We start from the raw sequence: 18,830 nt of genomic DNA, 5'->3' as shown, positions 1-18,830 counted from the left end.
AAATATCCTATTTCTTGAAAGAAATTACCGAACATCTTAACACTGCTTCGTTTAAATCCCTTGGATTAAAAGGCTATGCTTTAGCAGTAGACAAATCACCCTTTGATGCCAACAAATGGTATGCATCTTTGATGTTGAACTTTGAGACAGGAACAAGCTTGCAACAACAATTTAACGCAGAGAGCTATGAAGGTTTAATGATCAAGGTTCAGGAATTTTTCAATGGTTTAAAATAACACGCAGCATAATGAAAACGATCAAAGAGGTAGCTGAATTTTTAAGGGTGTCGCGCCAAACTGTACAAAGCGAAATAAAGCGCGGCGCCTTGCAGGCTATCTGCATCAGAAGTGTTTTCAGAATCAGCGAAAAGCAATTGAACGAATACATAGAGCGGCAAACCACTCCGTTGAAGGTATCGCGCCCCAATTAATCATTTTGTAAAACATTCTTTTGTAAAGACGTAAAATTTATTTGTTAAAGTAAAGTGCTAAACTGGATAATGTTCTTTCTAGAGCGTTTGCTAAAACGTTAAATAATTGAGCCTTTGCCGGACACCGGTTCGATTCCGACATACATGTTTATCCCTGCTGTTCGTTATTGAACATAAAAACATGAAAACAATTAACGAAGTAGCTGAGATATTGAGAGTTTCGACATCAACGGTAAGAAAAGAAATTAAAAGAGGAGCCTTAGGAACGGTTATAATTAGAGGAACATACAGAATAACTGATAAGCAATTAGCGGACTATCTTAAAAAGCATACTGTCAACGCAAGGTAAGGTTGTTGACGCTGTCTATTTGGGTTTTAGCCTTAAAATAGGGGTTAATAGCGGCTGCAGGGGGTTGAAAGAATAACATTGCAGAATTATAAAGGCCTGGCTACAAATGTCGAAAGTTCACGACGTCATGACGATTTAATATTTGGATACCATGCAGAAGTCGGGCCAATAGAATCACCAAAATTGATTTATCTTTAGACCTTTATTGTTAAGCGTTTAATAATGGCGGCGCTGCTTGTTATACTTTTTGCAATTGCTTCATTCATTTTAAACCGTTATCTTTTTGAGCTAAGGCGGAGAAAGCGTATTGAGTACTATCGGAACACCTACTTGAAAAGTGAGGCCTGGCAGCGAAAGAGGTTTGTAGTTTTGCGACGGGATAACTGGCCCTGCGTTTATTGTGGTGATCGTGCAAACCAGGTCCATCACAAGAAATATGCTAAATATCGAATAGGTAAAGAGCCTATAAAATGGCTGGAGTCCGTTTGCAGTAGTTGCCATGATAGTCTACACAACAGGACCAGGGATCATTTCAATAATTAAACCAAAAACCAAGTTTATGCCAAACCAATACAATTACATCCCTCTCCTAAAAGACACTTTCGAGGAATTTTTAGAGCAGCCATTAACCGATAACGAAAAGGAAAACGAATTCTTTAAGTTCCCAATATCTACCTTAAAGCAATTGAGTGACCTCTTTGAGGAAGAAAACGAGTTCGAAATATGCCAGCTTATACAGAATGCGTTGATTGTCAAAAATACGCCTCCGGTGGGCACCGTCATGACATTTGACGAAGTTCAGGGTATACATGACCAGGCAGGCTACACAGAACAAAAGAACCAACTGCAAGCGCTTCTATTTGCCGCGAAACACACAGCCGAACAATACGGAATCCCTCTTAAAAACTTTTCCTTTATTAAAAGTGAGAGGGGCGCTATTGAAGTAAAGGAAATTCAGGAACGGTTATAATAGTTAATAGTCCGTTTACAGTGAAATATGGTTGAATACGATCACTACACTAACGATGATAAATGCCACACTTGCTAATTTCCTATAAGTTTGTGATATATTTGATTCGTAATTACTGTTTATGTGGAATATTTTTAAAAAACAAACACGAAATAAAATAGATAATTCTACACCTTTCCAGGCTAAACCTGCCTTTGTTTTAGGTGATCAAATAAAGGAAAAACTAGTAGAACGCTATTTGGTTAATTCACCCGTTGAGGACTACGTGCGTGAAGAGTTAGACTCGTTGGTAGAAGAAGCTGCAATACTTATTATTCAAAATCAACTAGCCAGCACATCTCTACTTCAGCGACGTATGAAATTGGGATACAACAGGGCTGGGCGTATTATGGATGATTTAGAAATGCTAGGGGTAGTCGGGCCTTGGGCTGGAAGTAAGGCTCGACGTGTCAATTTTAACTCTCATGATATTGATGGATTAAGAAAGCTGTTGAACGATTTTAGGACACAAATTGCGAAGTTTTATCGGGATAATCTAACAGAATTGGAAGCCCGACGAAGCAACATCGAAGAGGAGATAAAACAGCGACAGATAGAAGAAGAGAAAGAGGCGATCAGACGAGAACTCGTAGCAAAACATGAAAGCATAAAAGAAAAAGATCGCAGGAGGCAATTGGAAAGAGAAGTTTATGAAGACTTAAAAGAGAAAGGTGTTATTTTTCTAGATAATCAGGATGTCGTTAGGGAAAGGATACCACAGGAAGTAATGGATCAGGTTTGGAATCGCGATGGTGGGCGATGTGTAGAATGTGGAGGTAATGAGCAGTTAGAATTTGATCACATAATACCATTTTCAAAGGGAGGTGCTAATACGTATAGAAACCTCCAATTGCTTTGTAAAGGATGTAATATTAAAAAGTCTAACAAAATCGGAGGTTAGTCTCCCGGGTAAATTAAATGATCCTTATCGAACCAAACAAGATAAAATATGCCTTTGTATAGAAACCCAAATGCCCGTGCTTTTTGCCTGTAATGAAGATCGAACTGATATAAAGTTGGCAATTCGTTGTCAGCTATTTCATCAGGTTTATAAGAAAGCGCTTCTTTGTACTCCTTTCGAGTAATGGATAAATTGTGTTCATCAAAATCTACAGGATGAAACCTATAATTGGGCACATTCCGTAATTTATTGTATGATATTTTTGAGTTTGTTTTCAAAGCGGTTAGAAGTCCTTTATAATCATCCGTAGTTAACTTTTTACAATTGAAACATAGCTCCGATGAAGTTAAAGACAAATAGTCAAAAGCGAAAACGGGCTTCATATGTAATAGTTATTATTTAATCTGACAGTCGAGGATTTTCTTTTTCGTTTAACATGGGAAACGGATTAAATTATTAAGCTGCTGTGTGAGTTTCATTGAGAAACTTCTGTTTTGCTAAAGGTAAAGATTCTTTAAAAGTTTGCATGGGAGTTTTACCGTAACAATATCTGCCACTGTGAGGCCGTTCAGTATTATAGTATTCCATCCATTGATCCAGATCCTGTTGAAGATGTTCTAAGTTATCGTACAGTTTCTTTCTAAAGGCCACTGCATAAAATTCTTCCTGCATGGTACGGTGCAGGCGTTCGCAGATGCCATTGCTTTGGGGATGCCGCACCTGCGTTTTGCTATGTGCTATGTCCTCCAGGTTCAGATATAATTCAAATTCGTGATGCTCGGGCTTCCCGTTGTATTCGGTTCCCCGATCCGTCAGGATTCGAAGTAGAGGGATTTGCTGTTGGTCGAAGAATGGCAAGACTCTGTCGTTAAGTATGTCTGCTGAGGTAATCGCATGCTTACTGGTGTACAGTTTTGCAAAAGCTACCCGGCTATAAGTATCGATAAAGGTCTGCTGGTAGATTCTTCCGACTCCCTTGATATTGCCAACATAGTAAGTGTCCTGTGAGCCCAGATAGCCTGGATGTTCAGTTTCTATTTCACCGTGAGCTTCCCGTTGCTCTTTTTTACGTTCCAGTGCGATGACCTGTGCCTCTGAGAGAATAATGCCTTCCTGCGCTACACGAGCCTCAAGAGCCTTTAAACGCTTGGCAAAAACCTCCAGATCATTACGCTGCCATACACAGCGAACTCCGGCAGGAGAAATGAATATCCCTTGTTTACGTAATTCATTACTGGCTCGCACCTGGCCAAAAGCAGGCTGTTCAAAAGCAATTTTTACAACAGCTGCTTCAACAGCAGGTTCTACCCGGTTTTTGGGAATAGGTTTGCGACGGCTGATCTCCTGTAGGGCCATATCACCTCCCGCATCGTACAGCTCTTTTAAACGATAAAAACTATCACGGCTGTAACCCATGATCTTGCATGCCTGAGATACATTACCCAGTTGTTGGGCCAATTGCAACAATCCTAACTTGGTTTTGATTAATTTAGATTCTTGATTCATAATCTGACTTTTTGGGGTTAACATTTAATTTGTCGTTACTTTAAAGTTAATCCCAACTGTCAGATTAAATCGTAGCTATTTCACTTCATATCACGAATTTCGTGAAAGCTAACACCTTCCATACCTATTTTATACTTGTCGTTATTTTCAGTTAGTTTGTCTAATTGGCTTTGAGGATTGCCAATTTTAAATTTGCCATTATTTTTCCCCATATCAGAGGCGCATTATAAAGTCGAATAATATTGAAGAATAGCCTCTTTAGAGATTATATTGGTACACCTTTCATGTGGAGCACACCCTTTTCTTGCATCTATCCAAGGCTTTTCACTGTGACTTAATATTTCAAGTTCAAAAGAAGACAAGCACCCATATTTATTTAACACCATACTAATAAACTCGACTTTGTCTTGTATTTTGTTGTCTTCTATGATTTTAGCTATTTGCTCGTCGGCCGTACCTTCTTCGTCATTGATGACATCTAGGTTATTGAATCCAAAATTCTTAAGCTTATGATAAACCGATGGAATAACAGGTCCATGAATCCACGCCTCAAAGTCTTCTTTGATCAGCGGACTATTAAAATTAACCAAGTGCCAGGCTTCCACATAGTAAAGCAACTTTTGCAACTTTTTATGTGAAACATTTTCGCCTTTTCCGTTGACATAATGAGTAATAATGTGTGCTAAATCCCAAGCTTGCATTGAACAAAGCTAACATACTAAGAGGAATTTATAAAAGTTATTTCTTAAAGTTGCCAAATTTCATTGATGTGGGCATACTCAAAACGCTCCACGAATTAAATATACGGTGGTAGGGCTTATTGATCGCCATGATTTCCTTTTTCTTTCTAAGAGGGTGAATCACACCTTTCAAGAGGATATCATTTTGAAATAATAACCATCATAAATCCCCTGCTCCTTTTGAAATTTGTTTAATTGATGATTCGATCAAATTCAGAGAAGTGTTTTCAGGAAACAACTGTCTTATCTCATCGCTTGATCCTGGGGTTGGAAGTAGTTGCAAGCCTTTATCCATCAAGTCAGAAAAAGAAGAAATTGACATTTTTAACCTCTCTACTATTTGTGGATCAGTGTCACTATGAACGCCATTAGCGATGGCTTCAGCTTCACTTTGCAATATACTGGATGTGTGAGCTTTTTGAGCAGCAACTAGTGACTCTAAAGCATCGTTTTTCAACTCCAACGATCTAGCATGAGCTTCGAACATTTTACACTCAGCATTTTTCTTTCTAACAACAGCCGAAGCGTAATATAGTTTTGCAATCAATATAGCGGCAGTTGGTAATCCTAACCCCACTATTAACCAGACAGATCCAGACTCGGCAGTTAATATATTTACCTGTGATCCGTCTGAAAGGTCATTGATCGGAACATCGATTGCCTTCTTTAATTCGTTGCAAACGCGTGACATATCCTCAAATGTCTTAGCCTCAGGTAATTTAACGGTAATCAAAGAGTCCGGATTACCATAAGACTCTACAGACCTGAGCAGATAGTTTAACCCTGATCTAATTTGCAGAATGATATCATGAATCTTTTCGTTTTCCAAATGCGACAAATACAATTTATTCTGGGGATCTTTGAATAATGGAGTAGACTGAAGTGCATCAAGCTCCGGCTTTATAATTGGAATGACCGACAAGTTCTTTAACGCGCGCCTAAGAGATTTTACATCTTTGGCCAAAAATGGCTTATCGTCAGAATAATTGTGGTCATAATGCGTAGCAAAAGCCACTTGTTGCAGATTGTCAGATACCAGGGTTAAATATTCTCTAATGTTCATTATGTTATTGAGTTGTAATTAATGCAATTCCCCTCTTCAGGCGCAACATTAGGCGCAACATCGCTAATAAAAAAAGCTTAAACAATTGTTTTACAACTATTTAAGCTTTCATAACTGCGGTGAGGGCGGGATTCGAACCCGCGGTACAGTTTAACCCGTACGGCAGTTTAGCAAACTACTGATTTCAGCCACTCATCCACCTCACCAAAAGGGATGCAAATATATAGGAAAAGTTTGAAGTTGGATATTATTTTGGACGGTTTTTCTCAATTTTGTTACGACTTTTTCTTTGCCCTTTTTGAAAAAAAAGCGGGCCACTTACATCGCCGCCAACTGCACTTTCTGATGCAGCTCTAATACGTTTTCTCTAAACAAACTGTCCGTATCCATAAGATCTTTAACCGTCTGGCAGGAATGAATCACAGTGGTATGGTCCCGTCCTCCAAAATGTTCGCCAATGGTCTTTAAGCTGTTTTTGGTAAAGGCCTTGGCCAGATACATCGTGATCTGGCGCGCCTGCACGATCTCCCGCTTGCGGGTTTTTTGAAGCAATTTATCATAGGCTACATCGAAGTAATCGCAAACCATTTTTTGGATGGTATCAATCGTAATTTCTTTGCTGGAGGATTTGATAAAATTGCGTAATACTTTCTTGGCAAGTTCCAGGTCAATATCCCTCCTGTTTAGCGACGACTGCGCCAGCAATGAAATCAACGCCCCTTCGAGTTCCCTCACATTGCTGTTAATATTGTAAGCGATGTATTTCACCACTTCTTTCGGCATATCGAGCCCGTCTGCTTTCATCTTTCTTTCAAGAATCTCAATCCTCGTCTCGTAATCCGGAATTTGCAAATCAGCGCTCAAACCCCAACGGAAACGGCTTAGCAACCGCTCCTGCACGCCGTCCAGGTCTTTGGGCGACTTGTCGGAAGTGAGTATCAATTGCTTGCCTGACTGATGCAAATGGTTGAAAATCGCAAAAAAAGCATCCTGCGACTTTTCAGCTTTACTAAAAAACTGAACGTCATCCACAATCAATACATCTATCAATTGATAAAAATGAATGAAATCGTTGATGGCGCCATTGCGGCTGTGGTCCATAAATTGATTGATAAACTTCTCTGAACTCACGTATAATACGATCTTGTTGGGATGTAACCTTTTCACATCGTTGCCGATGGCCTGCACCAGGTGCGTTTTTCCCAGTCCCACGCCGCCATACACTACCAAAGGATTAAAAGAATTGGCGCCTGGCTTATCGGCGACCGTTTTGCCGGCACGCCTCGCTACCCTGTTGCAATCGCCCTCAATATAGGCGTCGAAAGTATAATTAACATTCAACTGCGGATCAATCTGCATTTTTTTAATGCCGGGAATGACAAAAGGATTTTTTACAGAATTATTGACCACGAGCGGAAAGTCCATTTCGTTATTAGAATACGTCTTATATCCCGTACCCGGAACATCCATCGTTAGCGGCTTGCTTTTGCTATTACCGCTGTCCACCATTATGCGATATTCCAACCGGGCTTCTTTCCCCAACTCGCGCTTCAGCGTTTTCGCGAGCAGGTTCACATAATGTTCCTCAAGATACTCAAAAAAGAATTGACTTGGCACCTGAATCACCAACACATTACTCTTTAAAGAAATTGCCTTTATTGGTTCAAACCATGTTTTGTAATGTTGCCATTCTACGATATCCTTTATGATCTTTAAACAATTAAACCAAACTTTATCGGCATTTTTCTCCATTGAAACAGTGAATTTATGGGGGGTGCTACAATTTAAAAAAATTAAGAAAAAAACGCCTGATTTTTCTTCACCTGTATACGACAAAAAAACTTTAGGCGGACGGCGAATATCCACATTTATTCAACATAAAAAAAATAATCGCTAACATTTTTTTCATTAATGCAGAAATTAAGGTAACCACGAACAGGCCTTTCGAAATTATTCAACATTTCCTAAAAAAAAATCGAAATTAAGCCTCACTAAAAAAGGCGATAATATGAATAAAATTAGTTATGCAAATCAGTGTTGAAAAGGAGATAAAACGACGAAACCCTTTATAGTAAAGGGTTTCGAACGATTGTCTGTAAGATTTATCTTAGTAAAATTAATTTGAAGCGTACAAAATTATTTTGAAGATTTTGTTTTACCCTTCGCTGGTGTGGTCGCCGCTTTTTTAGCTGCAGCGCTGGCCGATTTGGTAGCGGCCTTTGGTTTTGCCGCCGTTGGCTTTTTACCATTTTTTAATGCAGCTTCAATCGCCGCACTTAAACTGGCATAGGTAGGTTTGCCTTTTACAATCTCGTTGTTTACGAAGAAAGTAGGCACCTCCTTAACCCCTCTGTCAAGGCCTTCTTTAAGATCATCCTGAACCTGCCAGCCATAGGTGCCGTTTACCAGTTCGTCGAGAAAATTTTTATTCTTTACACCTGCTTCTTTTGAGTGAAGCTTTAAGCTGGTGGTACCCAAATTTCTTCTGTTTTGAAATAACTCATTATGCATTTCCCAGAACTTTCCTTCTTGGGCAGCAGCGATCGCGGCTTCGGCAGCTTTCAGGCTGCGCTGATGAATCCGGGTTTGAGGGAAATGACGAAAATTGAATTTCACCTTGCCGTCATAATCGGTCAAAATTTGCTTTACAATTTCGTTGGCCTTCGCACAATCTTCGCTCTCATATTCACCAAACTCCATTAATATAACAGGCGCTTCTTTTTTACCCACGAAAATTTCTTTGGGCTCAATAATTATTTCCTCCTCTTTTTTTGCGCTCATAGTCGTTTATGATTTATTTAGGCAATCTGTTCAGGCTCTGCATCCAAAACCTGCCCAAATATAAGGAGTGGGGGATGATAATTGTAGTTTTATCCCACAAATTTTTTTATATTTCATAGCCGCGCCTGCGCCCATTATAACCATAGCTCCGGCCTTCGCCCCGATACGATTGTGGATATATTATTCAATTCATTAACCCCTGCTCCCAACCTTGGCCGAAGTGCCTTTTGGTAAAGATTTATTTCGTACTTTTTTCCTGAAATTCATTTCTGAATACAACGGTATTGTCAAAAACATCAATGAGGACAGGGTGATCTTTGTCAATATCTCCTTCTAAAATACGCTTGCTGAGCTGGTTGACGATTTCCTTTTGAATCAATCGTTTAAGCGGCCTCGCGCCAAACTGTGGGTCAAAACCCTGTTCGGCAAGAAACTCAAGCGCATAATCACTGAACTCCAGCGTAAGCCCGCTGTTTTCTTTCACCTGCTTCGTTAAGGCATTCAATTGAATTTTAATGATATTGACGATATCTTTTTTCAATAACGGATGGAACATTAATATTTCATCTACCCTGTTCAAAAACTCGGGACGCACCGTTTCCTTTAAAAGATTCATCACTTCCACCTTTGCTTTTCTAGTAGCCTCATCGACCGTCTGCTCCGTTACATCCTCGAAAGCCTCCTGAATCAGATGGCTGCCTATATTGCTCGTCATAATAATGATGGTGTTCTTAAAATTCACCACGCGACCTTTATTATCGGTAAGCCTGCCGTCATCCAAAACCTGCAACAAAACATTCCAAACATCGGGATGTGCCTTTTCTATCTCATCCAACAATACCACACTATATGGCTTGCGGCGCACGGCTTCGGTCAGCTGGCCGCCTTCGTCATAACCTACATAACCGGGAGGCGCTCCCACCAGACGGCTCACCGTATGTTTTTCCTGGTATTCGCTCATGTCAATGCGGGTCATCATACTGTCGTCATCAAACAGGTATTCCGCCAACGCTTTTGCCAGCTCGGTTTTACCCACACCTGTCGTGCCCAGAAAAATAAAGGAGCCAATCGGCTTTTTAGGATCGCTAAGTCCTGCGCGGCTGCGGCGAATGGCATCAGCTACGGCTGAAATGGCTTCATCCTGCCCTACCACGCGCTCATGCAAGTGCGCTTCAAGATGCAAAAGCTTTTGCTTATCGCTTTGCATCATTTTACTTACCGGAATACCAGTTGATTTTGCTACGCTTTCAGCTATATCTTCAGCGTCCACTTCTTCTTTCAATAGCCTTTTTTCATTATCGGTTTGCAATTCCCTGGTCAATTCGGCAATACGCTCTTCCTCTTGCTTTATTTTTCCATAACGTATTTCCGCCACTTTGCCGTAGTCCCCGTTTCGTTCAGCCTGCTCTGCTTCCAGCTTCAGGCTTTCAATTCCCGCTTTGGAACCCTGAATTTGTTCCACCAGTTCTTTCTCCTCGGTCCACTTTGCTTTGAGCGTATCCCGCTCCACCGAAAGGTTGGCTATTTCCGTGTTGAGTTGCTTTAATTTTTCTTCGTCGCTCTCCCTTTTTATCGCTTCCCGCTCAATTTCCAGTTGCCGAATCTGCCGGTCGAGCCGGTCTAACTCTTCAGGCATGGAGTTCATTTCCAAACGAAGTTTAGCCGCGCTTTCATCAATTAAATCAATGGCCTTATCGGGCAAAAACCGGTCAGTAATATAACGGTTTGACAATTCTACAGCAGCGATAATTGCCTCATCTTTAATACGGACATGATGGTGTGTCTCATATTTATCTTTAAGTCCGCGCAAAATAGAAATCGCGTCTTCAACTGAAGGCTCTTCCACCATTACTTTCTGAAAACGGCGTTCGAGCGCTTTATCTTTTTCAAAGAATTTCTGATACTCATTTAGCGTAGTAGCCCCAACCGCCCGCAGTTCGCCGCGTGCCAGCGCCGGCTTTAAAATATTGGCCGCATCCATGGCTCCTTCTCCCCCGCCGGCTCCTACCAGCGTATGAATCTCATCAATGAAAAGAATGATTTCGCCGTCGCTGCCGCTGACTTCCTTCACCACCCCTTTTAGTCGTTCTTCAAATTCACCTTTATATTTAGCTCCAGCAATGAGCAGGCCCATATCTAAAGCATAAATGATTTTAGATTTTAGATTTTCAGGTACGTCGCCATTGACAATACGATGCGCGATGCCCTCTGCAATCGCGGTTTTACCAACCCCCGGCTCACCGACAAGAATAGGATTGTTTTTGGTGCGGCGGCTCAAAATATGCAGTGTGCGGCGGATTTCTTCGTCGCGGCCAATCACCGGATCCAACTTACCCTGACGCGCCAACTCGTTTAGATTTTTGGCGTATTTATTCAGCGCATTGAATTCTTGGGATTGTGTTTGGGAAGATACGGTCGAACCCGCACGTAATTCTTTGATAGCGGTAATAAGCCCTTTGGCAGACAAGCCGGCATCTTTCAATAATTTGCCCGAAGCGTCGTTGCCTTCTACGATAGCTAGCAATAAATGCTCGGGCGTGATAAATTCGTCGTTGAATTGTTTTAAAGCAGCACCGGCTCTCAACACAACATTATTAGCTTCTCTGCTGATTTGCTGCGCCGGATCACCGGAAGATTTGGGCAATTTTGCCAGCAATTCATCCAATTTAGTAGCTACCAGGTTAATGGTCACATTATTTTTCTTTAAAAGATAATCCACCGGCGAATCCTCCTGGTCGAGCAGCGACTTTAAAATATGTTCGGTTTCAATAGTCGGATTTTGTGCGTTAAACGCAAGCTGCTGCGCCTGTTGAAAGGCCTCGGCAGCTTTAATGGTAAAATTTCCTAAGTTCATATATTATAATTTCTTTTGTGTTTAACAGAATGGAGAACGAAGCACTTTTGCGCTTTCTCATTGATACACTTTATTTATCAAAACAAAATCCAAGCCGATATTTAATGTAAGGATGTCAGATTCAATAGGTTAAATATGACTAAAATGCAGTCCTGGCGCGGGTTTTATGCTAAAATTTCATGTTTACCAACTTTTTATCCAGCTCCTTTGGTCGCAATAAAAAAGCCCGCTTACGCGGGCCCGTCACACTTTGCTATCTACTTATTTTTTTATATTCCATGCTGGCGGTGCTTTAAAAGTTTGTCGTCCCTGCCCGTAGGGTGGCACCTGCACTGAACTTTGAATCGCTTCATATGGCCGCAGCTTTTGCAGCAACTGCTGATAGCGATCCGGGTATTTTTGACGGACATCTGTTTTTTCTTCCGGATCGGCGGTAATATGATAAACCACGTCTGTTTTATTTTTCATTTTCTCATTGCCGCTATTGGCTTTCACAAGTTTCCAATCATCAACAATCAGGCCGCCGTGGCCTAAAAACAGCTCTCTTGAAATGGTTTGTTGATTAGTAAGCGCGTTTACGATATTGATACCGTCAAGTTTTTTTCCAGTATTTGATGGGGCGCCCGCTATCGCACAAAGCGTTGGCACGATATCAATATATCCGCAAAGCTGTTCACTTTTCCATCCTCCTTTAAAGCCTTTCGGCCAGCGCACCACAGCTGAAGACCGAACGCCTCCATCCCACTCCTGAAATTTTTCTCCTTTCAATTCTCCGCTACTACCACCGGCATTTGGCTCCGCGCCATTATCACTATGAAAAAGAACCAAGGTATTTTCATCCAATCCGGCTGATTTCAGTGCGTCAAGTATGCGGCCGATGCCCTCGTCCATGCTTGTTACCATTGCCGAATAGGTTTGTCTTTTGGTGTTGCCGCGCCCTTTTTCTTTCGGGCCCTTGCCGCCCTCGCCAAATAAGGGCTTGGACGGATCAAAGCCATATTTCAACAGATCTTCTTTTTTAGCCTGCAATGGCCCGTGTGGCGCATTGTAAGCTACATACAGAAAAAACGGCCCTTCCTTTTTATATGCCTGAATACATTTCACCGCTTCATTACTAATCAGATCAGTCGAATATCCTTTATCGTAACTGGTGTTCCAGTCGTTATGCCAATCCAGCTCGCCTTCCCTTTTGTGCGTAAAATAATCGATAGCGCCATTATAATGGCCGTAGAAATGTGTAAAACCGCGACTGAGCGGCAGGTATTTCCTGGCCGAATGCCCCAAATGCCATTTACCGATCGCGGCGCGGTTTTTATAACCTGCTTCGGCGAGGTACTGCGGAAGAAAGCGTTCGGAAGTGTCGATACCAAAATCCAGCCACGGCGCGATGACATTATCGCGGAGGCCAAAGCGCTCAGGGTAGCGGCCCGTCATCAACCCGGCCCTGGTTGGGGAGCAAATCGGAGAGACATAATACCGGTTGAGGATAACGCCCTCTTTCGCAAACTGATCAAGATGGGGCGTCCTGATTTCGCTTTTGTGAAAGCCCACATCACCCCAGCCCAAATCGTCAGCAACAATTACGATAATATTGGGCTTCGACTGAGCCGCAACAATAGTTGTCATCATAGTTGACAATACAATGCCTACACTTAAAATAAAATATCTCATTTTTTATTTGTTTTTACCCTGTTCTTTAATGAGCAAATCATCTGCATCATTAAGCGCTCCATTCTGGTATTTGTCGAGGAACTCGCTTGGCGTTAATTTAAACTGCTGTATAAAACAGCGTGAAAAATAGGAAGGCGAATTGAACCCCGTTTTATATCCCACTTCAGAAATATTGTATTCGCCCGAAATCAGGAGTTTGGCCGCCATCCGCAATCTTACCAACCTAATAAATTCATTGGGGACATGGCCGGTAACGGCTTTCACTTTTTTATGCAAGGTGGAGCGGCTCATCGACATTTCGCGGCTCAATTCTTCAACCGAAAGCCGATAGTCGTCGATTCGCTTTTCAACAATACCGGTGATGGTCTCAATAAATTTTTTGTCGTGGGTATTTGTTGTGATCGTACCAATATCCGCCAATGGCTGCTGATTGAATTTCTCCTTCAGCCGCAGCCGCGTCTCCAGCAGGTTGCGCACCAGTGCCGTGATATGTTTCCATTTGAAGGGTTTTACCACATATGCATCCGCGCCGCTTTCAATTCCCTGCAACTCGGCATCGCTATTCCCTTTTGCTGTTAAAAGAATCACCGGAATATGGCTAAAATGGATACTATTTTTTATCTTTTTGCACAAACTCATCCCGTCCATTTCCGGCATCATTACATCTGAAATAACCAGCTCTACAGGATGCGCTTCCAACACCTTCAAAGCCTCAAGGCCATTTGTAGCAGAAAAAGTCTGATATCCTTCCCCTCTGAAATTCGTCACAATAAAATCCAGCATATTAAGATCGTCTTCCACAATTAAAATACCTGGACGAGCTGCATCCTCGCTATCCTCTGTTTCTGAGGCAGGCGCGGCGTTCGCAGCTTTGGGCTCAAAAGGAATGCTCAGTGTAAAAATTGTTGGCGTGCCCGGACGACTATGCACGTCCAGCGCCCCCTCATGTTTTTCAGCAAGCGCTTTGGCGAGAGAGAGCCCGATTCCCGTTCCCCCAATATTTTTGATTTTATGCTCGGGAGAAGAAACCTTAAAAAAAGGTGTAAAAACATGTTGCAACTCTGATTGCGGAATGCCGACTCCGTCATCTGAAACGGAAACGGCAACCACTTTCTGATCCTCAATGCCGGGAGGAAGGCTGATTTTTATTTCCACAAAACTGCGGGCAAACTTGAAAGCATTGATGAAAAGATTGCTCAGTATTTTTTGCAGCGCTTCTCCGTCGGCGTTGATATGGAGCTGATTGACATCAGTCGACATGTTAAAGCGGATGCCTTTCTGCGAAGCAATTGTCGAAAACCTGGAGTATAAAGCATGGATAAAAGTTACCAGTTCGAGCCGTTCCTTTTTGATGGTATAAATATCGCTTTCGATTCTTCTAAAATCCAGCAATTGGTTTACCAACGTCAGCAATCTCTGCGTATTTTGCTCCATCACATTCAACTGTAAAACGGTTTCCGGTTTATTTTCTTCAGTGAGCAATTTTTCGAGCGGAGCCATGATTAACGACAAAGGCGTTCGTATTTCATGTGCCATCGTCGTGAAAAAGTCAATTTTCTGTTGATAAAACTCATGTTCTTTTTGAGCTTTCATGCGCTCGAGTTTCATCGCATTTTTTGCTTGTTCGCGTCTTTTGAAATAATTTTTTAAGAGCCATATCCCCAAAGCCAGTGCGATGATATAAAAAATGTAAGCAACAGTTGTGCGGTAAAACGGCGGCTTCACCACCAGTACAATAGAGGCCGTGCTTTCATTCCAGTTACCATAAACGTCGGTAGCTTTAACCTTAAAAGTGTAGTTACCGGGCGGCAGATTGGTGTAAGTGGCATTACGCTGAACGCCCACCATATTCCATCCATTATCAAACCCTTCCATCTGGTATGCATATTGAATGCGGTCAGGATCTTTATAATTTAGGGCGGCGTATTCAAAACTAATCACGGACTGGTTGTGCCTGAGGGTAATGTCGCGCGCATAGCCGGGCGATTGATTCAAAGGAGCATCATCATTGCTAAAAGAAACCTCTTTATTAAACAGTTTGAAATTAGTAAGTACCACATTGTTTTGATCGGTGGACAACTTTAGCTGGCCAGGATAAAAAGTACTAAAGCCGTTGATGCCGCCCATCAGCATTCTGCCGTCATCGCCCTTATAATAGGCATTGTAATTATAGAGCCGGTTATTAAAATTTCCTGAATTGGCAAAGGATAGAATTCCGAAAGGCTTTTCTGAAAATTTCAAAATGCCGTCGTTGGTAGATAGCCATAGTCGATTGGCCCTATCTTGCAGAATACCAAACACGACAGATGCCATGCCTGCCCGACCCATAAAACTTGTAAACCGTTGTGTTTTGCGGTCGAGTTTGTTCAGGCCGCCTCCATCCGTCCCCACCCACAGGTTTCCTAGTCCGTCATCGTGCAAAGCAATTACCCGATTAGAACTGATATCTGAATTATCCGTGGAGAACCGCGCCCAGCTATGCTGATTCGCTTTTCGATAAACGACGCCGTGTTCGTAAGTGGCTACCCAAATCACACCAGCCCTATCTTCATAAACCTCGTAAATACAGCTGTTTTGGAGATCCATGCCGGTAATGCGTGTAAAATTGTCCGCTTCTTTATTATAGAGATTCAGGCCCTTTACCGTGCCCACCCATATATTGCCTTTCCGGTCTTCATTAATCGTATAAACACTATTGCTGCTCAAAGAAGAGGGGTCGGCGGCAACGCTGGTATAGCGTTTGATCTTACCGGTTTTTAGATTGATGATATTTAAACCACCGCTAAAAGTGCCCACCCAAAGATTTTCATCCTTATCCTTATATAGTGCATGAATATTACTGTAGGAAAGCTTTTCCTGCTGCGCGGTAAATGGATATTTTTTAAACTTCCCGGTATGTGAGTCGAAATAATTGAGCCCGCCGTTTTCCGTGCCCACCCAGTAATACCCGGGTTTGTCTTCTAAAAAACAACTGACGGCTTTTCCCGAAAGGCCGTCGGCCGCGCCTGTTTGGTAGTAAAAATTGAAACCAGGGCCAGCTTCTGAAAAATAATTAACCCCGCCAAAATAGGTACCCACCCAAATCCCGCCTTCGCGATCGGGATAAATGGAATACACCGCGTTATCGCTGATGCTGTAGGGGTCGCTCGAATTGCTGGCGTAATATTTAAACTGATCAGAAGCAATATCCAGCAGGTTCAGGCCTTTTTCTGTGCCTACATATAATTTTGTCGGATCGGGCTGATAAATGGCGCGAACGATATTATCACTGATTGCATTTTGGCCGCCTGTTTTATATACTTTAAACTTTCCGTCATCTTTTTTCCAGCAGTTCAAGCCGCCGGCCAACGTGCCAATCCAGATATTACCCGAAAGATCTTTATAAAGCGTTAGCACAAAATTGCTTGAAATATGCTGATCGGTAGCGCCTGCTTTAACATTGCGAACCTGGCCCGTTTCCGGATCGAGGATATCGATGCCTTCGCCAAAAGTGCCAATCCAGATATTCCCGTCCGAATCCTGTTGAAGCCTCCGGATCTGGTTATGAGAAATTGCCCTGACAGCGGCCCCTTTCCGGTAATTAAAAAAATGGTTCTTTGAAGCATCATATCTATATAAGCCATTGCTTCGCGTTCCTATCCACATCGTTCCTTTGTCATCTTTCAAAATGCTAAAGACCAGGTCATCGCCTAAAGCATGCACCTTCGAGAATTGCTCCTTCACCAGATCGAGAATATACAAACCATCTTCCGTGCCTACCCAGAAATGAGCGGGGCCATATCGGCAAATGGAATGTATAAAACTATTTCCGGCCGTAGTGGCTGCGGCCGACCGGGCCTGATAGACCTTAAACGTATGGCCGTCAAACCGGTTGAGTCCATTTTTGGTACCGAACCACATATATCCCTGATCGTCCTGGACAATATTCCAAACGGTGTTGGAAGATAGGCCATCATTAACACTGTAATTCCTGAATAGCACCTGCTGGGCCGACACGATATGTTGTAAGAAAACAAACGGAAACAGGAACAGACAGATAAAGAACAGCTGCGACAGCCCGGCTTTTAATTGTATCGTTCCCCTGCACTTCAAGTTTTCTTTTGTTTCGCTTTTTTGTTTTTATTGGGCGTTGCGTGGATATTGGGCTCTTCGGCGTTTACTTCCTTTTTCCATTTTTCAAGCACAGCTTTTAGCTGCTTCACTTTTGCGGGTTGTGCTGCAGCGAGATCATGCGCTTCAGAAGGATCTTTTGACAAATCGTAAAGTTCAGATCTTTTATCGGCATAAAAATAAATCAATTTATAATGGCCCATCCTTACGGCTGTGCACATGCGCGGCACCCATTTCCCAGTCTCGGAAGGATAGTGCCAGAAAAGCGCTTCGTGTCCTTCCCAGGGTTCACCTTTAAGCACGTTTAAAATACTTTTCCCATCAACAATATGTCCGGCCTTTGGTTTCGCTGCCGCCATTTCCAGGAACGTCGGATAAAAATCAATGCCGCAAACCGCCTGGTCGGAAACGCTACCGGCTTGTATCGCCGCTGGCCAATGCGCGATCAGGTTCTCGCGGATACCACCCTCATAAAGCCACGATTTTCCGAGGCGCAGCACTCCGTTATTCGCAAAGCCAGCCACGCCGCCATTATCGGAAAAAAATATAACCAACGTGTTTTTCTCCAGGCCATTTTTTTTCAAAGTTTCCATGATGCCGCCCACGCCGCTGTCAATACTTTCAATCATGGCAGCGAGGTAAGGATTGTCTGCATGCTTGCCTTCATGACGCGCATTGGCCGGATCGTCATAAAATTTAGCAGCGGCGCCAGCGCCATATTTTTCATCAAACTTCTTCCTGTATTTATTAACCAATGCTTCAGGAGCATCCAGCCTTGTATGCACGCTATAAAATGAGAGGTACAAAAAGAAAGGGCTTTTTTTGTTGCGCTCGATGAAAGCCGAAGCTTCGCTGCATTGCCTGTCGGTAAGGTATTCGCCTTCTTTTCCTGTGTTAAACGTGGCCACCTTATCGTAAGGATAGAAATAATCGCCATCGGCAATATATTTGGTTTCTGACCCGATCACCTCATCAAACCCATGCTGTTCCGGATTACCGATTGGGTTGCTAAATTTGGTATCTAAATGCCATTTACCGATTATCCCTGTGTGATAGCCTGCATCCGATAAAGCTTCATTTAAAGTATAATATTTAGCAGGATCGAGATAGCGTGGCGCTTCGTTGCCGAGAAAATCGGTAATGCGCGTCCTGGCGGGATATTGACCGGTTATAAACCCCACACGCGCAGGCGAACAAATCGGCGCAGCGGAATAAGCCTGTGTGAAACGCATACCGCCCGCAGCCAGGCGATCAAGATGTGGCGTTTCATTGAAGGTATTTCCATAACTACCCAGTTCTGACGACCCCAGGTCATCGGCTAAAATAAAAATAATATTGGGCTGTGACTGCGCCCACAAGGCGCTATTACAGCAAAGCAATGCCAGATATAAAAAAGAGAGTTTAATCAATTTCATC

General features: G+C 42.5%; 16 protein-coding genes and 1 tRNA gene. 6 read left to right on the top strand and 11 right to left on the bottom strand.

Going from position 1 to position 18,830, the window contains the following annotated elements; all coding sequences use genetic code 11:
- Positions 1-14: 14 nt before the first annotated feature.
- The 6 genes from ABDK00_RS06720 (at position 15) to ABDK00_RS06695 (ending at position 2,689) form a co-directional block, all read left to right on the top strand.
- Entirely contained in the window at positions 15-236 is a 222-nt protein-coding gene (locus tag ABDK00_RS06720) for a hypothetical protein (RefSeq protein WP_346239387.1), read from the top strand.
- Positions 237-247: 11 nt separating this feature from the next.
- Positions 248-430, top strand: coding sequence for a helix-turn-helix domain-containing protein (locus tag ABDK00_RS06715; protein WP_346239386.1), 183 nt, complete (start codon positions 248-250; stop codon positions 428-430).
- Positions 431-611: 181 nt separating this feature from the next.
- Positions 612-779: a helix-turn-helix domain-containing protein gene (locus ABDK00_RS06710; RefSeq protein WP_425474804.1), complete on the top strand. Its 168-nt coding sequence runs from the start codon at positions 612-614 to the stop codon at positions 777-779.
- Positions 780-1,001: 222 nt separating this feature from the next.
- The gene (locus tag ABDK00_RS06705; RefSeq protein ID WP_425474803.1) at positions 1,002-1,322 is read left to right on the top strand and encodes an HNH endonuclease; all 321 of its coding nucleotides are present in this window, start codon (positions 1,002-1,004) and stop codon (positions 1,320-1,322) included.
- A gap of 16 nt (positions 1,323-1,338) precedes the next feature.
- The gene (locus ABDK00_RS06700; protein WP_346239385.1) at positions 1,339-1,749 is read left to right on the top strand and encodes a hypothetical protein; all 411 of its coding nucleotides are present in this window, start codon (positions 1,339-1,341) and stop codon (positions 1,747-1,749) included.
- A 121-nt stretch (positions 1,750-1,870) separates the two neighbouring features.
- On the top strand, positions 1,871-2,689 hold the full coding sequence (locus tag ABDK00_RS06695; protein WP_346239384.1) for an HNH endonuclease: 819 nt from the start codon (positions 1,871-1,873) through the stop codon (positions 2,687-2,689).
- Here the strand turns inward: ABDK00_RS06695 and ABDK00_RS06690 are convergent.
- The 11 genes from ABDK00_RS06690 to ABDK00_RS06640 all read right to left on the bottom strand — a co-directional run bounded on the left by ABDK00_RS06690 (position 2,686) and on the right by ABDK00_RS06640 (position 18,829).
- Complete coding sequence (locus ABDK00_RS06690) at positions 2,686-2,925, bottom strand: hypothetical protein (RefSeq protein WP_346239383.1); 240 nt, start codon at positions 2,923-2,925, stop codon at positions 2,686-2,688. The two genes, ABDK00_RS06695 and ABDK00_RS06690, sit on opposite strands and share 4 nt — an antisense overlap.
- A gap of 220 nt (positions 2,926-3,145) precedes the next feature.
- Entirely contained in the window at positions 3,146-4,195 is a 1,050-nt protein-coding gene (locus ABDK00_RS06685) for an IS481 family transposase (RefSeq protein WP_346239624.1), read from the bottom strand.
- Between the two features lie 224 nt (positions 4,196-4,419).
- Entirely contained in the window at positions 4,420-4,896 is a 477-nt protein-coding gene (locus ABDK00_RS06680; RefSeq protein WP_346239380.1) for a Panacea domain-containing protein, read from the bottom strand.
- 199 nt (positions 4,897-5,095) lie between these two features.
- The gene (locus ABDK00_RS06675; protein ID WP_346239379.1) at positions 5,096-5,998 is read right to left on the bottom strand and encodes a hypothetical protein; all 903 of its coding nucleotides are present in this window, start codon (positions 5,996-5,998) and stop codon (positions 5,096-5,098) included.
- Between the two features lie 117 nt (positions 5,999-6,115).
- A tRNA-Ser gene (locus ABDK00_RS06670) sits at positions 6,116-6,204 on the bottom strand.
- A gap of 112 nt (positions 6,205-6,316) precedes the next feature.
- Complete coding sequence (gene dnaA, locus ABDK00_RS06665) at positions 6,317-7,750, bottom strand: chromosomal replication initiator protein DnaA (protein WP_346239378.1); 1,434 nt, start codon at positions 7,748-7,750, stop codon at positions 6,317-6,319.
- A gap of 384 nt (positions 7,751-8,134) precedes the next feature.
- On the bottom strand, positions 8,135-8,779 hold the full coding sequence (locus tag ABDK00_RS06660; protein WP_346239377.1) for a DsbA family protein: 645 nt from the start codon (positions 8,777-8,779) through the stop codon (positions 8,135-8,137).
- Positions 8,780-9,017: 238 nt separating this feature from the next.
- Entirely contained in the window at positions 9,018-11,633 is a 2,616-nt protein-coding gene (gene clpB / locus ABDK00_RS06655) for an ATP-dependent chaperone ClpB (protein WP_346239376.1), read from the bottom strand.
- A gap of 261 nt (positions 11,634-11,894) precedes the next feature.
- Complete coding sequence (locus ABDK00_RS06650; protein ID WP_346239375.1) at positions 11,895-13,304, bottom strand: arylsulfatase; 1,410 nt, start codon at positions 13,302-13,304, stop codon at positions 11,895-11,897.
- Between the two features lie 3 nt (positions 13,305-13,307).
- Positions 13,308-17,396 (bottom strand): hybrid sensor histidine kinase/response regulator transcription factor, encoded by a 4,089-nt coding sequence (locus ABDK00_RS06645; RefSeq protein ID WP_346239374.1) that lies wholly within the window; start codon positions 17,394-17,396, stop codon positions 13,308-13,310.
- On the bottom strand, positions 17,393-18,829 hold the full coding sequence (locus ABDK00_RS06640) for a sulfatase (RefSeq protein ID WP_346239373.1): 1,437 nt from the start codon (positions 18,827-18,829) through the stop codon (positions 17,393-17,395). Before ABDK00_RS06640 ends, ABDK00_RS06645 begins: the two co-directional genes overlap by 4 nt.
- Position 18,830: the final 1 nt, after the last annotated feature.

Source organism: Niabella insulisoli (assembly GCF_039652435.2).
Lineage (GTDB): Bacteria > Bacteroidota > Bacteroidia > Chitinophagales > Chitinophagaceae > Niabella > Niabella insulamsoli.
Note: the sequence above shows the minus strand (reverse complement) of the source record. Positions and strands in the feature narration are given on the sequence as shown.